The sequence below is a fragment of the Streptomyces sp. DT224 genome (assembly GCF_049844595.1).
Classification (GTDB): Bacteria; Actinomycetota; Actinomycetes; order Streptomycetales; family Streptomycetaceae; genus Streptomyces.
On the sequence record NZ_JBNCLI010000003.1, the window covers coordinates 594374 to 610482 of the forward strand.

The 16109-nt window shown below is 70.3% G+C and carries 17 protein-coding genes; 4 read left to right on the forward strand and 13 right to left on the reverse strand.

What is annotated here, in order from left to right:
* Positions 1–64: 64 nt before the first annotated feature.
* From ACLQ2N_RS09980 to clpS, 8 genes are all read right to left on the reverse strand, one after another.
* Positions 65–817 (reverse strand): MBL fold metallo-hydrolase, encoded by a 753-nt coding sequence (locus tag ACLQ2N_RS09980; RefSeq protein ID WP_425811149.1) that lies wholly within the window; start codon positions 815–817, stop codon positions 65–67.
* 340 nt (positions 818–1157) lie between these two features.
* Positions 1158–2108, reverse strand: a complete 951-nt coding sequence (locus tag ACLQ2N_RS09985; RefSeq protein ID WP_425811151.1) for a PLP-dependent cysteine synthase family protein — start codon at positions 2106–2108, stop codon at positions 1158–1160.
* The gene (locus ACLQ2N_RS09990; RefSeq protein WP_425811153.1) at positions 2108–2386 is read right to left on the reverse strand and encodes a MoaD family protein; all 279 of its coding nucleotides are present in this window, start codon (positions 2384–2386) and stop codon (positions 2108–2110) included. The genes ACLQ2N_RS09985 and ACLQ2N_RS09990 overlap by 1 nt, the downstream gene beginning before the upstream one ends.
* Positions 2387–2513: 127 nt before the next feature.
* Positions 2514–2639 carry a putative leader peptide gene (locus ACLQ2N_RS09995; protein WP_425811155.1) on the reverse strand — a complete coding sequence of 42 codons (126 nt, stop codon included), beginning with the start codon at positions 2637–2639 and terminating at the stop codon, positions 2514–2516.
* A gap of 133 nt (positions 2640–2772) precedes the next feature.
* The gene (locus ACLQ2N_RS10000; RefSeq protein WP_425811157.1) at positions 2773–3204 is read right to left on the reverse strand and encodes a Mov34/MPN/PAD-1 family protein; all 432 of its coding nucleotides are present in this window, start codon (positions 3202–3204) and stop codon (positions 2773–2775) included.
* A 91-nt stretch (positions 3205–3295) separates the two neighbouring features.
* Complete coding sequence (locus ACLQ2N_RS10005) at positions 3296–4744, reverse strand: amino acid permease (protein WP_425811159.1); 1449 nt, start codon at positions 4742–4744, stop codon at positions 3296–3298.
* A 317-nt stretch (positions 4745–5061) separates the two neighbouring features.
* Positions 5062–5640 (reverse strand): DUF2017 domain-containing protein, encoded by a 579-nt coding sequence (locus ACLQ2N_RS10010; protein WP_425811161.1) that lies wholly within the window; start codon positions 5638–5640, stop codon positions 5062–5064.
* Between the two features lie 67 nt (positions 5641–5707).
* Positions 5708–6022: an ATP-dependent Clp protease adapter ClpS gene (clpS, locus tag ACLQ2N_RS10015; RefSeq protein ID WP_073964985.1), complete on the reverse strand. Its 315-nt coding sequence runs from the start codon at positions 6020–6022 to the stop codon at positions 5708–5710.
* Between the two features lie 90 nt (positions 6023–6112).
* Here clpS and ACLQ2N_RS10020 point away from each other — a divergent pair, with 90 nt between their 5' ends.
* Together ACLQ2N_RS10020 and ACLQ2N_RS10025 are read left to right on the forward strand one after the other, a co-directional pair.
* Entirely contained in the window at positions 6113–7441 is a 1329-nt protein-coding gene (locus ACLQ2N_RS10020; protein WP_425811163.1) for a nicotinate phosphoribosyltransferase, read from the forward strand.
* Between the two features lie 360 nt (positions 7442–7801).
* Positions 7802–8386: an isochorismatase family protein gene (locus tag ACLQ2N_RS10025; RefSeq protein WP_425811165.1), complete on the forward strand. Its 585-nt coding sequence runs from the start codon at positions 7802–7804 to the stop codon at positions 8384–8386.
* A gap of 9 nt (positions 8387–8395) precedes the next feature.
* Here the strand turns inward: ACLQ2N_RS10025 and ACLQ2N_RS10030 are convergent, their stop codons facing one another.
* Positions 8396–8737, reverse strand: coding sequence for a hypothetical protein (locus ACLQ2N_RS10030; protein ID WP_425811167.1), 342 nt, complete (start codon positions 8735–8737; stop codon positions 8396–8398).
* Between the two features lie 124 nt (positions 8738–8861).
* Positions 8862–11258, reverse strand: a complete 2397-nt coding sequence (locus tag ACLQ2N_RS10035; RefSeq protein ID WP_425811169.1) for an immune inhibitor A domain-containing protein — start codon at positions 11256–11258, stop codon at positions 8862–8864.
* Between the two features lie 369 nt (positions 11259–11627).
* Between ACLQ2N_RS10035 and ACLQ2N_RS10040 the strand changes: the two genes are divergently transcribed.
* A complete protein-coding gene (locus ACLQ2N_RS10040) occupies positions 11628–11915 on the forward strand; it encodes a hypothetical protein (protein ID WP_425811171.1) in 288 nt (95 codons plus the stop codon).
* A gap of 25 nt (positions 11916–11940) precedes the next feature.
* Here ACLQ2N_RS10040 and ACLQ2N_RS10045 read toward each other — a convergent pair whose 3' ends face one another.
* Entirely contained in the window at positions 11941–12612 is a 672-nt protein-coding gene (locus tag ACLQ2N_RS10045) for an RDD family protein (RefSeq protein ID WP_425811173.1), read from the reverse strand.
* Between the two features lie 64 nt (positions 12613–12676).
* Positions 12677–13960: an RDD family protein gene (locus ACLQ2N_RS10050; protein WP_425811175.1), complete on the reverse strand. Its 1284-nt coding sequence runs from the start codon at positions 13958–13960 to the stop codon at positions 12677–12679.
* A gap of 208 nt (positions 13961–14168) precedes the next feature.
* On the opposite strand from ACLQ2N_RS10050, the gene ACLQ2N_RS10055 reads away from it, so the two are divergent.
* On the forward strand, positions 14169–14645 hold the full coding sequence (locus ACLQ2N_RS10055) for an SsgA family sporulation/cell division regulator (protein WP_425811177.1): 477 nt from the start codon (positions 14169–14171) through the stop codon (positions 14643–14645).
* A 20-nt stretch (positions 14646–14665) separates the two neighbouring features.
* Here ACLQ2N_RS10055 and ACLQ2N_RS10060 read toward each other — a convergent pair whose 3' ends face one another.
* The gene (locus tag ACLQ2N_RS10060; protein WP_425811179.1) at positions 14666–16033 is read right to left on the reverse strand and encodes an FAD-binding oxidoreductase; all 1368 of its coding nucleotides are present in this window, start codon (positions 16031–16033) and stop codon (positions 14666–14668) included.
* Positions 16034–16109: the final 76 nt, after the last annotated feature.

The following is a 16109-nucleotide window of genomic DNA, read 5'->3' on the forward strand; positions in this document are numbered from 1 at the left end:
GCTCGAAGCCCTCACCTTCCCGGCGGAAGGTGAGGGCTTCGTCGTACACGCACGAGCGCACTGCTCAGAGGTGGTACACCGCGCCCGGCGCCGCGAGTTCCGTCGGGCCGGTGAAGACCTCGCGGGCGTCGGAGAGGTTGCGCTCGGAGTCGGTCCACGGCGGGATGTGCGTGAGCACCAGTCGTCCGACGTCCGCCCGGGCGGCCAGCTCGCCGGCCTCGCGGCCGTTGAGGTGGAGGTCCGGGATGTCCTCCTTGCCGTGCACGAAGGACGCCTCGCAGAGGAAGAGGTCCGTACCCTCGGCCAGCTCGTCCAGGGCCTCGCAGGTGCCGGTGTCGCCGGAGTACGTGAGCGAGGAGCCGCCGTGCTCGATGCGGATGCCGTACGTGTCCACGGGGTGCCGGAGCTTCTCCGTACGCACCGAGAAGGGGCCGATCTCGAACCAGCCCGGCTTCAGCGTGTGGAAGTCGAAGACCTCGCTCATCGCGTGGTCGGAGGGGGTGTCCGCGTGCGCGGTGGTGAGCCGCTGCTCCGTGCCCTCGGGGCCGTAGACCGGGATGCGGGCAGGGCGGTCGCCGCCGTGCGGGTAGTACCGGACGACGAAGTACGCGCACATGTCGATGCAGTGGTCGGCGTGCAGGTGGCTGAGGAAGATCGCGTCGAGGTCGTAGAGACCGACGTGGCGCTGCAGCTCGCCGAGGGCGCCGTTGCCCATGTCGAGGAGCAGCCTGAAGCCGTCGGCCTCTACGAGGTAGCTCGAGCATGCCGATCCCGCGGAGGGGAACGAGCCGGAGCAGCCGACGACGGTGAGCTTCATGGAGCGTGAACCTCCGAGACGTGGGAACGGGGAGGGTTCGTGCGGTTCTCGCGGTGCGGTTTGTTGAGCGTAAGGCGCGAAAGTGCGGGTCGCTCCTTCGGGGTGGCTCGTTGTGGGGGAACTCACCTGCGCTGTCACCGGTTCGGGTGGCGGAGGCGCCGGCGGCGGGCCTGTTCCCCTGCCCGCCCCTTCCCGAAACCGGGGCGCTGCCCCGGACCCCGCTCCTCGATCGCCGGCGGGGCTGAAAATGCCGCCGCCGCAGAAGTGCGGCGACGGCGGCAGAATCAAGCCCCTCCGGCGGTTGAGGAGCGGGGGTACGGGGGCAGCGCCCCCGAAACGGTTACGCCCAGAGCTGGCCCTGCAGCGTGGCGATCGCCGCCTCCGTGGTCTGCGCGGTGTACACGCCCGTGGAGACGTACTTCCAGCCGCCGTCGGCCACGACGAACACGATGTCCGCGGTCTCCCCCGCCTTCACCGCCTTGTTGCCGACACCGATCGCGGCGTGCAGCGCCGCCCCCGTGGAGATGCCCGCGAAGATGCCCTCCTGCTGGAGGAGTTCGCGGGTGCGGGTGACCGCGTCGGCGGAGCCGACCGAGTAGCGCGTGGTCAGGACCGACGCGTCGTAGAGCTCGGGGACGAAGCCCTCGTCCAGGTTGCGCAGGCCGTAGACGAGGTCGTCGTAGCGCGGCTCGGCGGCCACGATCCTGACGCCCTCGACGTGCTCCCGCAGGTAGCGGCCGACGCCCATGAGGGTGCCGGTCGTGCCGAGCCCCGCGACGAAGTGGGTGACCGAGGGGAGGTCGGCGAGGATCTCCGGGCCGGTCGTCGCGTAGTGCGCGCCCGCGTTGTCGGGGTTGCCGTACTGGTAGAGCATCACCCAGTCCGGGTGCTCGGCCGAGAGCTCCTTGGCGACGCGGACCGCGGTGTTGGAGCCGCCCGCCGCCGGGGACGAGATGATCTCGGCGCCCCACATGGCGAGCAGGTCGCGCCGTTCCTGGGAGGTGTTCTCCGGCATGACGCACACGATGCGGTAGCCCTTGAGCTTGGCCGCCATGGCGAGCGAGATGCCGGTGTTGCCGCTGGTGGGCTCCAGGATCGTGCAGCCGGGGGTGAGCCGGCCGTCCTTCTCCGCCTGCTCGACCATGTGGAGCGCGGGGCGGTCCTTGATCGAGCCGGTGGGGTTGCGGTCCTCCAGCTTGGCCCAGATGCGGACGTCGTCCGAGGGTGACAGCCGCGGCAGGCGGACGAGCGGGGTGTTGCCCACCGCGGCGAGCGGGCTGTCGAAGCGCATCAGTTCATGCCGCCGGCGACGGCCGGGAGGATGGTGATGCTGTCGCCGTCGCTGAGCTTGGTGGAGATGCCGTCCAGGAAGCGGACGTCCTCGTCGTTCAGGTAGACGTTGACGAAGCGGCGCAGCTGGTCGCCGTCCACGATCCGCTCGCGGATGCCCGTGTGGCGGCTCTCCAGGTCCGTGATGAGGTCGGCGAGGGTGTCCCCCTGGCCCTCGACGGCCTTGGCGCCGTCGGTGTAGGTGCGGAGGATGGTCGGGATGCGGACCTCGATGGCCATGGCGTGGGCTCCTGTCGAAGCGGAGTGGTGGCGGTGGGCGTGGGGCGTGCGGCTCTGCCCCCGCGCGGGGTCGGTACGTGGTGCGGTGGGCGCCCGGCCGGTCGGCGGCGTCCGGGGGTGGGCCGGGTCAGGCCTCGTGGCCGGCGGACCGGTGGTTCGTACAGATCGCGCTGGAGAGGCGGCACAGGTCGACGTGCAGGCGCGCCACGAGCAGCGAGCCCGGCGTCTTGTCACTCACGTCATGGGGAACCATGCGGTCATCGTATCGATTCCCGGTCGGGGATTCGGAGTGTGATCTCACCTGGTGGATGGTTGGCGTTCGGTGGGCGGACAGGGCCGGTCGCCCCGGCCCTGTCCCGGCCTCCCGGGCGCGGGTCCCGAGGTGGTCAGGCGGCCGGGTACGCCTCCACGACCCGGACCTCCTCCTCGGTGATCTCGCCGTCCACGATGCGGTACGAGCGGAACTGGAAGGGGCCGGTGTCGTCGGTGTCGGCGGTGGACACGAGGACGTAGTGGGCGCCGGGCTCGTTGGCGTAGGTGACATCGGTGCGGGAGGGGTACGCCTCGGTCGCCGTGTGCGAGTGGTAGACGATCACCGGCTCCTCGTCGCGGTCGTCCATCTCGCGGTAGAGCTTGAGCAGGTCGGCGGAGTCGAACTCGTAGAACGTGGGCGAGCGTGCGGCGTTGAGCATGGGGATGAAGCGCTCGGGGCGGCCGCTGCCGGCGGGTCCGGCGACGACGCCGCACGCCTCGTCGGGGTGGTCGGCGCGGGCGTGCGCGACGATCTGGTCGTACAGCGTCTGGGTGATGGTCAGCATGGCGCCCAGGATAGGACGGCGGGCCCCCGCGTACCGAGGAGTGGTACACGGGGGCCCGCATCGTGGGACGCCGCTGGTCGGAAGGTGCGGATCAGCGCTTGACGCGGTCCGCGAACGCCTTGCCGTCCGGGTTCCTGGCCTTCAGGACCAGGTAGGAGACGCCGAGGATCAGGGCCCACAGCGGGGCGCAGTACAGCGAGATCCTGGCGTCCTTGTCGATGCCCATCATGACGATGACCACGGCGATGAACGCGAGCGCGAAGCCGCTGGTGTACGGGGCGCCGGGGGCCCGGAAGGAGGACTGCGGGAGCAGTCCGCGCTCGGCGAGGCGGCGGTAGCGGATCTGGCTGACCAGGATCATGATCCAGGCCCACATGCCGGAGATCGTGGCGAAGGAGACGACGTAGGTGAAGGCGTCGCCGGGCCACTGGTAGTTGACCCACACGCCGACGAGCATGAGCGCCGCGGAGAAGGTGGTGCCGACGAGCGGGGTGCCGCTGCGGGTGAGCCGGGTGAAGAACTTCGGGCCCTGGCCGTTGAGCGCGAGGTCGCGCAGCATGCGGCCGGTGGAGTACATGCCGGAGTTGCAGGAGGAGAGCGCGGCGGTGAGGACGACGAAGTTGACGATGCCGGCGCCGACGCCGAGGCCCATCTTCTTGAAGGCTTCCACGAACGGGGAGACGCCGGGGGAGAACTCGGTCCAGGGCACCACCGAGAGGATCATGATCAGGGCGCCGATGTAGAAGACGGCGATGCGCCAGGGCACGGTGTTGATGGCCTTGGGCAGGACGGTCTTGGGGTCCTTGGACTCACCGGCGGTGACGCCGACGAGTTCGACGGCGAGGAAGGCGAACATCACGATCTGCAGGGTCATCAGGGTGCCCTTGATGCCGTGCGGGAAGAAGCCGCCGTCGGACCACAGATGGGTGACGCTCGCGGTGTCCCCGGCGTCGGAGAAGCCGAGGGTGAGGATTCCGGCGCAGATGAGGATCATGCCGACGATGGCGGTGACCTTGACCATCGAGAACCAGAACTCCAACTCGCCGAAGAGCTTTACGGAGATGAGGTTCACGCCGTACAGAATGATCGTGAAGACCAGGGCCGAGACCCATTGCGGAATGGTGAACCAGAACGTCATGTACTGGGCGGCCGCGGTGACTTCGGTGATTCCGGTGACGACCCAGAACAGCCAGTACGTCCAGCCGGTGACGAAGCCCGCGAAGGGGCCGATGAATTCGCGTGCGTACTCCGAGAACGAGCCCGAGACCGGGCGGTACATGAGGAGTTCGCCGAGTGCGCGCATGATGAAGAAGATGACCAGGCCGGCGATGGCGTAGGCCAGGATGAGGCTGGGTCCGGCCTTGGCTATGGCCTTGCCGGCGCCGAGGAAGAGCCCGGTGCCGATGGCGCCGCCGATCGCGATCATCTGGATCTGGCGGGCGCCGAGTGCTCTCTGGTACCCCTCGGCGGACGTGCCGGCATCCGCGGCTGCGGCGTGCGGGCCGTCCGGCCCCTTGTCGTCGATCTGCGCCGATGTCATGTGGTTGCGCCTTTCTCCACGCCGATCCGCGCCTTTCGGCCGCGGATCAGGTCCTGATCCCCCCGGATACGGATGGAGTGCCGCCGGTGGTTACCGGCTGAGAGCGCCTACCCGGGAACAGGGGTGGCGTTCCCGGGTGGTCGTGAAGATTTATCACGGGCGTGTTGGCGATCCGGCGGACGTCATGTGGCGCACACCACAAGTAAAAGCGGACAAGGCGGTCCGGGCGCTGCAAAAAAGACCGTTCAGGTGACGCGATCGTTATTCGGATTTGAGTGTCCGTTGAGCGAACACGGGGACCGGGCGTGTGCCCTGTGTCACGGCATCATGGTCTCGACCAGGGTTTCCTGGAGCGCGCCGAGCCAGAGATAGGCCATGACCATGGGCTTTCGGGGGTCGCTGTCCGGGAGCCGGTAGAGCGAGCTGTCCTCGCCCTCGTCCTCGACTTCCAGGCGGGTCCCGATGGTGAGCCGGAGGTCGTTGAGCGAGCCGAGCCAGTTGCGGCACTCGTCGGCGGTGAGGGTCAGCACGGCGCCGCCCTCGCCGGCGGGTGTCAGCGCGTCCAGCGTCCGTACGACGACGAGCGCGTCCTCGCGCTTGCGGGTGCGCAGGTCGTTCTCGGTGAACCGGCGGAACTCGGCGGACGCGGCGCGCAGTTCGTCGTCCTCGTCGCCGTACGCCTCGGGGAAGAGGCGGGCCAGGGCCGGGTCGGCGGGCGGCTCGCTGGGGCCCTCGGCGAAGAGCGCGGCGAGCGGGTCCTCGCCCTCGGCGGGCTCGTCGCCGGGGCCGATGAGTTCGAGCAGCTGGACGGCGAGGGAGCGCAGGATCGCGATCTCCACCTCGTCGAGCGCGACGGCCGCGCCGCCGCCGGGAGTGGCCTCGAAGTGGCCGGCCATGGGTTCTCTCCGATGGTGATGGTCGGGCGGTACGGGTGGGCCGTGCGGTGCGGTGCCGGTCGCGGTGCTAGTTGCGGTCCTGGGTGAGCGTGGCCCACAGCCCGTAGCCGTGCATGGCCTGGACGTCGCGTTCCATCTCCTCGCGGCTGCCGCTGGAGACGACGGCGCGGCCCTTCTGGTGGACGTCGAGCATCAGCTTGTGCGCCTTGTCCTTGGAGTAGCCGAAGTACGCCTGGAAGACATAGGTCACGTAGCTCATGAGGTTGACCGGGTCGTTGTGGACCAGCGTCACCCAGGGGACGTCGGGCTCGGGGACGACGAGGTGGTCCTCGGCCGATTCGGGACGTTCGATCTCTGTAGGGGCGACGCTCACCTGTCCCATGCTGCCACTCGCAGTGGCCCGGCGCACAAACGGCCCCACCTCGGGACCCCCATCTCGTCACTCTGACGAAATAGGGGTAGCATCCCCGGCATGAACTCTGCGGACCTCGGGCGACGGGTCGGCGTGCCGTCGACAGCGCTCTTCACCGACCAGTACGAGCTCACGATGGTGCAGGCCGCACTGAAGGCCGGGACGGCCGGGCGGCACTCCGTCTTCGAGGCGTTCACCCGCCGGCTGCCGGAGGGGCGGCGCTACGGCGTCGTCGCGGGCACCGGACGGGTCCTGGACGCGGTGGAGAACTTCCACTTCGACGAGGAGATGCTCGGCTTCCTGCGCGACCAGGCGATCGTGGACGGGCCGACGCTGGACTACCTGGCGGACTACCGGTTCGGCGGCGACATCTGGGGCTACCCGGAGGGTGAGGTGTACTTCCCGGGCTCGCCGGTCCTGCGGGTCGAGGGCTCGTTCGCCGAGTGCGTGCTCCTGGAGACGGTGATCCTCTCGATCCTCAACCACGACTCGGCCATCGCCGCGGCGGCCTCCCGGATGTCGGCGGCGGCGGGCGGGCGCCGGCTGATCGAGATGGGCGCGCGGCGCACGCACGAACTGTCGGCGGTCGCCTCGGCGCGTGCCGCGTACGTCGGCGGCTTCGACACCACCTCCGACCTGGCGGCCGGCTTCCGCTACAACATCCCGACGGTCGGCACGAGCGCCCACGCCTTCACTCTGCTGCACGACTCGGAGCGGGACGCCTTCCGCGCCCAGGTGGACTCGCTGGGGCGCGGGACGACGCTGCTCGTCGACACGTACGACGTGGCCGAGGCGGTCCGTACGGCGGTCGAGATCGCCGGGCCCGAGCTGGGTGCGGTACGGATCGACTCGGGCGACCTGCTGCTCGTCGCCCACCGGGTGCGCCAGCAGCTGGACGAGCTGGGCGCCACCGGGACGAAGATCGTGGTGACCTCGGACCTGGACGAGTACGCCATCGCCTCGCTGGCCGCCGCGCCGGTGGACGCGTACGGGGTGGGCACGCAGCTCGTCACGGGCAGCGGGCACCCCACGTGCTCGATGGTCTACAAGCTCGTCGCCCGCGCGGGGTCCGGCGACCCGGCCGACGAGCTGCTTCCGGTCGCGAAGAAGTCGATGGGCGCGAAGTCGTCCAAGGGCGGCCGCAAGTGGGCGGCGCGTCGGCTGGACGAGGACGGCGTGGCCGAGGCCGAGGTGATCGGCACCGGCCCGGTGCCGGAGGAGCTGGCCGGGCGGCAGTTGCTGGTGGAGCTGGTCCGGGGCGGCGAGGTGGTGGCCCGTGAGCCGCTGGACGCCGCGCGGGACCGGCACATCGCGGCGCGGGCGGGGCTGCCGTTGTCGGCGATGCAGTTGTCGCGCGGCGAGGCGGTGATTCCCACGGAGTACGTGTGACGGCGCGTCGTGCGGCCCCGGGTGCTCCGGGGTGACGCCTGGTGCTCCATGGCCGGACGGGCCTGATCGTGCACGTCGGCCCGATATGCGGTGACCGCGCCGATTGCGCGCGGGCGCGCCTGATCGACCCGCTGGAATCCCCAAGGGCTGTCCCGTCGTCCCTGGTGGATCAGCGCGCGGCGCCGGATGCGGTGCCTCGCAAGGCGAAGGAGCGTCCGCATACTGGATGTATGCGGGCGTTTCCGACAACGCAGCGAGGGGCCGCCAGCTGTCGTCGTGCGCCCGCCAGGGATGACGGGACAGCCCTTAGGCTCGGGTTCGTCCCCCGTACCGCTCCCCACTCCCCGAAGGACAGCCACCATGCACCGCGCCTTGATCGTCGTGGACGTTCAGAACGACTTCTGTGAGGGCGGGAGCCTCGCCGTGGCGGGAGGTGCCGATGTCGCCGCCGCCATCACCGACCTGATCGGCGAGAGCCGCCCCGCCTACCGGTACGTGGTGGCCACCCGGGACCACCACATCGACCCGGGGGACCACTTCTCGTCGGCCCCCGACTTCGAGCACTCCTGGCCGCCGCACTGCGTGGCCGGTACGGAGGGGGTGGGCTTCCACCCCAACTTCGCTCCCGCGGTCGCCTCCGGGGCCATCGACACGGTGTTCGACAAGGGTGCCCACGCGGCGGCGTACAGCGGCTTCGAGGGGCTGGACGAGAACGGCACCGGCCTCGCCGCGTGGCTGCGCGAGCGGGACGTCCGCGAGGTCGACGTGGTGGGCATCGCGACCGACCACTGCGTGCGCGCGACCGCGCTGGACGCCGTCCGCGAGGGCTTCGCCACGCAGGTGCTGCTGGACCTGACCGCGGGCGTGGCCGAGGCGACGACGGAGCGGGCGCTGGCCGAGCTGCACGGCGCGGGCGTGACGCTGACCGGCAGCCCGGTCGTCTGAGCGCCCGGGTCAGCCCCGGCCGGCCGGTACGGCGGGCGCCGCGGGCCTGAGCAGGGCGCGGATGGGGTGCCAGAGCTCCTGCGCGCAGCCGGGTCTCGCGCGCCACAGGACGCCGTCCGGGTGGTGCAGGACGGCGGTGATCTCGTCCGGGGTGGGCGGTTCGGCGTTGCCCCGCAGGTAGACCGCGCGCAGGCCCAGGTTGCGCAGCCGGGTCAGGGCGCGGGCCCGGTTCGCCGCGTGCACGAGGACCCGGACGGGGGCGCCCGGGCCCGGGCCCTCCGCCGGGGTGGGCAGGGTGATCGCGACGACCACACTGCCGTTCGGCAACTTGCTGAATCCTCCGCCTGCCATGCGTACGCGCTCCCCCGTGAGACATCGTGTCAATAAGAAAGTGAACAGGGGCACCTAAACACGATCGGCCGCCGCCCGCTAGAGGGCGACGGCCGATCATGCTGTGACCTGCGGTGATGCGGTTCTACTTGTGTGCGGCACCGACCTGGACGGTCATCGTGTCGCCGCTGAGCGGCTCGCTGACGATCGTGATCTTGGTGTTGGTGTCAGGAACCTTGACGCTTCCGGTCGGGTTCTCCTGGTACCAGTAGGTGCCCGTGTGGTCGTTGAACGACGGGACGCCGAGCTGCGGCTTGATCTTCACGGCCTGGTCGGCCAGGTGCAGCGTGAAGCCGTCCGTCGGGTACCAGCTGAACGGCGCGTCGAAGGGCTGGATCTTGTTGCGGATGACCGCGCCGTTCGCCCACTTCAGCGGCTTGGCGTGCGCGTCCACCGGCAGGATCAGGCCCTGGCCCGGGTGCTGCGAGACGTTGTTGTCCTTCTGGGAGGTGTCCCAGAGCCAGACCAGCAGACCGTTCTGGTACGGGAAGTGCTCGACCCAGTCCGGACGGGTCTTGGAGAACCCGAAGTTGTACGGGCCCGTCTTGAGCGTCTGGTCGTAGCTGACGTACTGACGGTTCTCCGCGAGGTAGTACTGCGGGTAGTCCTTCTCGAACGACTTGCCGACCCGCGAGAAGCCCTTGCTGGTCCAGCCGCTGTCGGCATCCTCGGCGTTGTCCGAGAAGAGCGCGGCACCGTCGGCGTTCACCGAGATGGTGTCGGCCGCGAAGCCCACGCCGCCCGCGCCGCCGTCGGTGGCGTAGCGGAAGCGGATGTCGATCTTCTGGCCCGCGTAGGCGTCCAGCGAGTACGACAGCTTCTGGTACTTGCCGGAGACGTCGGTCAGGGCCGGCTTGTCACTGGCGTCGCGCGGGATCGGCTGACCGTCGGCGGTGCCGTCGATCGCGGTCCAGCTGGTGCCGCCGTTGGTGGACACCTCGGTGTAGAGGTAGTCGTAGTCCTTCTCGATGTCCCACCAGCCCTGGAGGTCCAGGGACGCCTTGGACTTGCCGGTGAGGTCGACGGGGCGCGACAGCGTGTTGCTGAGGTTGTCGCCCATGTCGCTCCACCACTGCTTGGCGCCCTCGGCGGGCGTCGTGACGGCGGTGGTGACGGCCTTCTCCGGCAGCTCGACGACGAGCGCCTGCTTGTCCTTGGTGTTGTACTCGGACACGCCCAGCTTGTGGGTGGACTTCGTCGCGGCCTTGGCCTCGGCGTAGTTCAGCCAGCCCAGCTGGAGCTTGTCCCAGGCGGTCATGTCACCGGGCATGTCCCCGATGCTGTCCTTGCCGGTGCCGAGCCAGGAGCCCGCCGACATCAGCGACCAGAAGCCGACCGAGTTCTCGGCGGTGTTGGTCGTGTCGTACAGGTCCGGGAGACCGAGGTCGTGGCCGTACTCGTGGGCGAAGACGCCCAGGCCGCCGTTCTCGGGCTGCGCGGTGTAGTCGCCGACCCAGATGCCGGTGTCGCCGATCTCGGTGCCGCCGGCCTTGTTGTTCGCCGGGCCGGTGGCGCCGGCGTTGGTGCCGTACGCGTACCAGCGGTGCGCCCAGATGGCGTTGGTGCCCTCGACGCCGCCGCCGGCGGACTCGTCCTCACCCGCGTGCACGATCTGGAAGTGATCGATGTAGCCGTCGGGCTCGTTGAAGTCGCCGTCGTTGTCGTAGTCGTAACGGTCCCACTGGTCGTACTGCGCCAGGTCCGTCTTGATCTGCTCGGGCGTGCGGCCCTTGGCCTTCTGGTCCGCGGCCCAGGCGTTGACGCCGTCCTTGATCATGTCCCAGGCGTTGGCGCAGTTGGTCGAACCGCAGTAGTTCGAGCCGTAGCGCGCCTCGTTGTAGCGGACCTTGACCCAGTCGGACACCTCGCCGTCGACCGAGTAACGGCCGGACGAGGTCTTCTCGTAGTACGTCTTCAGGGAGTGCTTGCCGGCGCCCTCGCCGAAGTACAGCTCCTGGAAGTGGGCCTGGTTGTAATCGGCCTGCCAGGCGGTGCTGTTGTCCTTCTTCGGGTCCGGCTGGGCTATCTGGTTGTGCAGCGGTCCCGGCGTGCCGCCGTACTTCTTGACGGGGGGCTTGGGGCCCGCGCCGTCCGGGTCGTACGTGGTGGTGTCGTCGACCTTGTCGCCGAACTCCACCAGCACGGTGAAGATCTTGTCGGTCTTCTCACGGCCGAGCTCGACGTACTTGTTGCTGTCGAGCTTGACGACCTTGGAGCCTCCGCGCGACGAGACCTTCTTGTCACCGGATATGACCTGTTCCAGGGCAGCCTGGCGCTGAGCGGCCTGCTGCTTGCTGAACGGGCCGTCCAGGTCGTGGTTGTTGCCCTTGGCCGACCCCGGGTCCCGGCGGTCGATGGAGGCAGCGGTACCCGACGCCTGGTCATCTGCCTGAGCGGTGGCGAAGGCGGATGCGGTCGCGGCGGTCGCGGCCAGAGCCACGGCAACCGCTCCGGCCCGAAGCGCCCGTCTCTTAATGATCACGTGATGCAGTCCTCCCCGGCGCCCGCGGCGACGGCCCGGGAGTGTGGAGAGGCCGCGCGCGGAAACGCGTCACAAGTGACGACATTCGACCGGAGTTACGGAAGAAAAGACAGACCTTGACTTGAACAGAGCAAGTGCACTATGCAGGAGCATCTTTCCGGTATGCGGACGCGGCGTCGGCGATCCACCGGCGCGTCAACTCGACCCAGAGGCGCGGGGGATGACTCCGTGCGCCCCCCATGCACCGGCACTGTGGGTTAGGTTACGCTTACCACCCGTTCCTCCCGGGCATCCACCGTCATAGAGTCGCTTGACAGCGCGACCGTGTTGAGAGACCGCCCATCCGACGTCCCGAGGACGGAAAACGCCATGCCGCGTCCTACTGCCGCACAGCTCTCCTACGGTTCGCTCACCGTCGTCCTCTCGACCCTGGCCATGCTGCTGCTGTTCCGCACCGATTCGGGCATCGGTGTCGCCGCCGTCGGCACGGTCGCGCTCGCCCTCGGACTCGCGGTGTCCGTCACCGTACCCGCGAAGCCCCGCCGCCACGCGCCGAAGACGGCGGGGACGGCCGCCCCGGTGTCCGCGCACCGTGGCACCGTGCCCGCCGCCCGCGACGAGGAGCGCGCGCCCGTCTCCGCGCAGAGCCGGCGCTGAGTGCCGGCCGCGCCCGGGCCGAGCCTCAGTTGACGGTGACCACCACCGTCTTGGCCGCCTTGTCCTGGAGCCCCTGGCGGTAGGGCTTGTCCGTGAACATCAGCACGATGTTGATCAGCCACCACAGGCACGGGCAGCACAGCAGCGCCGGCAGCCACAGCACCACGGCCCGCAGGAACGCCGCACCGGTGTCCGGCACCCTGCCGTCGTTGAGCATCGCGACCCGCATCTTCAGCAGCCGCTTGCCGAGCGTGCGGCCGTCCTTGTGCGTGAAGTACGTGTCGTACGCGACGTAGCAGACGAGCCCGATCAGCGACCAGAGCAGCTGATGCCCGCTGTAGGTCTGGGCGAAGATGTCGCTGACGTCGTCGTCGTTGCCGTTGCTGTCCGACACCCCGACCGCGCCGCCCCAGGGCAGGGAGATCAGGTACAGCGGGATCGAGATGATCAGCAGGTCGATCAGCCGGGCCAGGATGCGCTTGCCGGGCTCCGCGAGCGGCGGCATCCCCGCCAGGGGGTCCACACCGCCGTACGGACCGCCGCCACCGTAGGGCCCCGGGTCGTACGGCGGGGGCGGAGGCGGCGCGCTGCCGCCGTAGGGCGAGCCGGACGACGGCGGCGGCTGGTCCCCGGGCGGCTGCTTCCTGAACGGGTCGTCCTCGGGGGGCTGACCGGGCGGCGGCTGATCGTTGCTCATGGGGGCAGTGCATCGCGGGGCCCCGGCCCCCGCAACGGCTCAGGTGCGTTCGGGGGACGGGCCGTCAGAGGCCGGACGGCGGCTGGGGGCCCGCGACGAAGGTCCGGGCCGCCTTGTCGTGCCAGCACTGGCGCCACGGCCGGTCCACCAGGCACCACAGCACGTCGGCGATCCCGATGACCAGGATGCCCAGCACGCCGTGGACCAGCCACCGGCGGAGCGCGGCGCCGAAGCCGGGGGTCTCGTGGGACTCGATGTCCCGTACGTCGAGGCCGCACAGCTTCTTGCCGAGCGTACGGCCCCACTTCGCGGTCGGCAGCGCGTCGAGGAGTACGCCCAGCACGAGGAACACCCCCAGTGCGGCGCCGCCCAGAGCGGCCGTGGTGGAGTCCAGCAGCCATACGGTGACCGTCTCGCCGGTCTGCTGCGCGGCGTCGATCTTCCCGTCGATGTGGTCCACGGCCCGGCCGGCCAGCGGCACGGCGGCCACGGCGGTGAGCGCGCCCAGCACCACGGTGTCGATGAGCCGAGCGGCGAACCGCTTGCCGAGCGGGGCGGGGCGGCCCTCGGTCCGCGCCGCGATGAGGTCCCGGAAGGGGTCGTTGGCGGGGGGCTTCCAGGGCGCCTGTGGCGCGGGGCGCGCCTGTGGCACGGGGCGCGCCTGTGGCACGGGGCGCGCCTGTGGCACGGGGCGCGCGTCGAGCGTGCGGAGGGTGAGGGTCCCCTCGGGCGCGGCGGGCTTTGGCGTACCGGTTGCGTCCTCAATCTCCCCCATGGCCTGAACGGCAGGGGAGGTACCCCCTCGACGGGCTTGATGCGGCTGATGCGGCTGATGCGGCTGATGCGGCTGATGCGGCTGATGCGGCTGATGCGGCTGATGCGGCTGATGCGGCCGGGAACGCTCGGGCAATCCAGCAGGTTGCGCCTCAGCCCGTTGCTCTTCAGCGCGTTGAAGCCCGGCCTGTTGCAACCCGGCCCGTCCGGCGTTTGAGGACGGAACCCTCTGCGCGGGGGGCGTCGCGTCCTCGGGGGCCGGGGGCTCCGGGGCCTTTGAGCCGCCCCAGGAGACACGGTGGTCCCGATCCCCGGCGAAGCCGGACTGGTGGGAGGCGTCGGCCTGCCAGGCGATGGCGGGTTCGGGGCGGCCGCCCTCGTGGCCCTCCTCGTCGAGGAAGACGGGGCCGGTCTCCTCGACCACCGCCGGCTCCGCCTGTTCCGGGGCCGGGCGGCTGGTGCCGGGCACCCAGGAGGCGCCGTTCCAGTAGCGGACGTAACCGGGGATGGACGGGTCGGGGTAGTACCCCTCGCGGGGGCTCTCGTCACCGGGTGCCGGGGTTGGGGCGCTCATCACCGTGGTCCCGTATCTCTTCGCGGCCTCAATACAGGGGTCCACATCTACCAGACAGGCGCGTACTCCCGGGCCGGTCCGGGCGTTTGGCCCACTTTCCGGTCACGCGAACTTTTTTCGGGAAGTCGCGTAATGGATGGCCCGCGGACCGCTCTCACCTGTGCGGGCCGGTCGTGGGAGCGGCCCCGGAGAACGGAAGGACGCCGTCATGCACACTGTCGTGGAACGCGAGCTGGAGCTCAAGCTGGTCCTGTCGCCCGAGCGCAGCATCCCCGTACCGGCCCGGCTGACGTACCGCACGGAGGACCCGTACGCGGTGCACATCACCTTCCACATCACCTCGGACTCGCCGGTGTACTGGACGTTCGCCCGGGACCTGCTGGTGGAGGGGGTGTTCCGGCCGTGCGGGCAGGGGGACGTGCGGATCTGGCCGACCAAGGTGGACGGGAACAGCGTCATCTGCGTGGCACTGACGTCCCCGGACGGCAACGCGCTGCTGGAGGTGCCGTCCGCGGCCGTCGCGGTCTGGGTGGAGCGGACCCTGCGCGTGGTGCCGCCGGGTACGGAGACCGAACGGCTCGGCATCGACGAGGGACTGGCCGAGCTCCTCGCGCCGCTGCCGGCCGACGATCTGTGGATGAGTGACCCGTGGCCGTCGGACGAGTCGCAGGACGGGGAGAGTTGAGGAGCGGGTGCCGGGGCCGGTCAGAACACCTTGCCCGGGTTGAGCAGCCCGAGCGGGTCGAACGCCTGCTTGATGCCCCGGTGCAGTTCCACGCCGGTCTCGCCGAGCTCCCGGGCCAGCCAGTCCTTCTTCAGCACGCCCACCCCGTGCTCGCCGGTGATCGTGCCGCCGAGGGCGAGGCCGAGCGCCATGATCGCGTCGAAGGACTCGCGGGCCCGCCGGGACTCGTCGGTGTCGGCGGGGTCGAAGCAGACGACGGGGTGGGTGTTGCCGTCGCCCGCGTGGGCGCAGACGCCGATGGTGAGGCCGTATTTCTCGGCGATCTCCGCCGTGCCCGCCAGCATCGCGCCCAGCCGCGAGCGCGGTACGCAGACGTCGTCGATCATCGTCGCCGGCTTGACGGCCTCCAACGCGGTCAGCGACATCCGCCGGGCCTGGAGCAGCATCTCGGACTCGGCCGCGTCCTCCGCCGGTACGACGGCGGTGGCGCCGGCGGCGGTGCACAGGGCGGCGACGGCGGCGAGGTCAACGGCCGGGTCCGGGGTGTCGAAGGCGGCGAGCAGCAGGGCCTCGGTGGTTTCGGGGAGGCCCATGTTCGCCATCCGGTTGACCGCCTGGACGGTCGTACGGTCCATCAGTTCGAGGAGTGACGGGGTGTGGCCGCCCTCCATGATCCGGCAGACCGCGTCGCAGGCGCCGGCCGCGTCGGCGAACTCGGCCGCCAGGACGAGCTGCCGGGGCGGCCGGGGCTTCAGGGCGAGGACGGCCTTCACGACGATCCCGAGGCTGCCCTCGGAGCCGGTGAAGAGGCGGGTGAGGTCGTATCCGGCGACGCCCTTGGCGGTGCGGCGGCCGGTGCTGAGCAGGCGCCCGTCCGCGAGGACGACGTCGAGACCGAGGACGTATTCGGCGGTGACCCCGTACTTCACGCAGCACAGGCCGCCGGATGCGGTGCCGATGTTGCCGCCGATGGTGCACATCTCCCAGCTGGAGGGGTCCGGCGGGTAGTACAGGCCGTGCTCCTCGACCGCGCGGGACAGCACCGCGTTGATCACCCCGGGCTCGACCACGGCGACCCGGTCGACGGGGCTGATCTCCAGGATGCGGTCCATCTTCACCAGGGAGAGCACGATGCAGCCGTCCGTGGCGTTGGCGGCGCCCGACAGGCCCGTGCGGGCGCCCTGCGGGACGACCGGGACGCGCAGCGCGGTGGCGGTGCGCATGACGTGCTGGACCTGTTCGACGGTGCGCGGGAGCACGACGACGGCGGGGGTCCCGGCCTCACAGAAGCTCGCCATGTCGTGGGCGTAGGAGGCGGTGACGTCCGGGTCGCTGAGCACGGCCCCGGCGGGAAGTCCCGCCCGCAGCTGTTCGAGGAGAGCGTCCATGATCCAAGCGTGGCACCCGGGCCCATTGGTGTGAACCCGTCTGCGGTGGCGATCCCAAGGCCCGGTGTGATCTTCA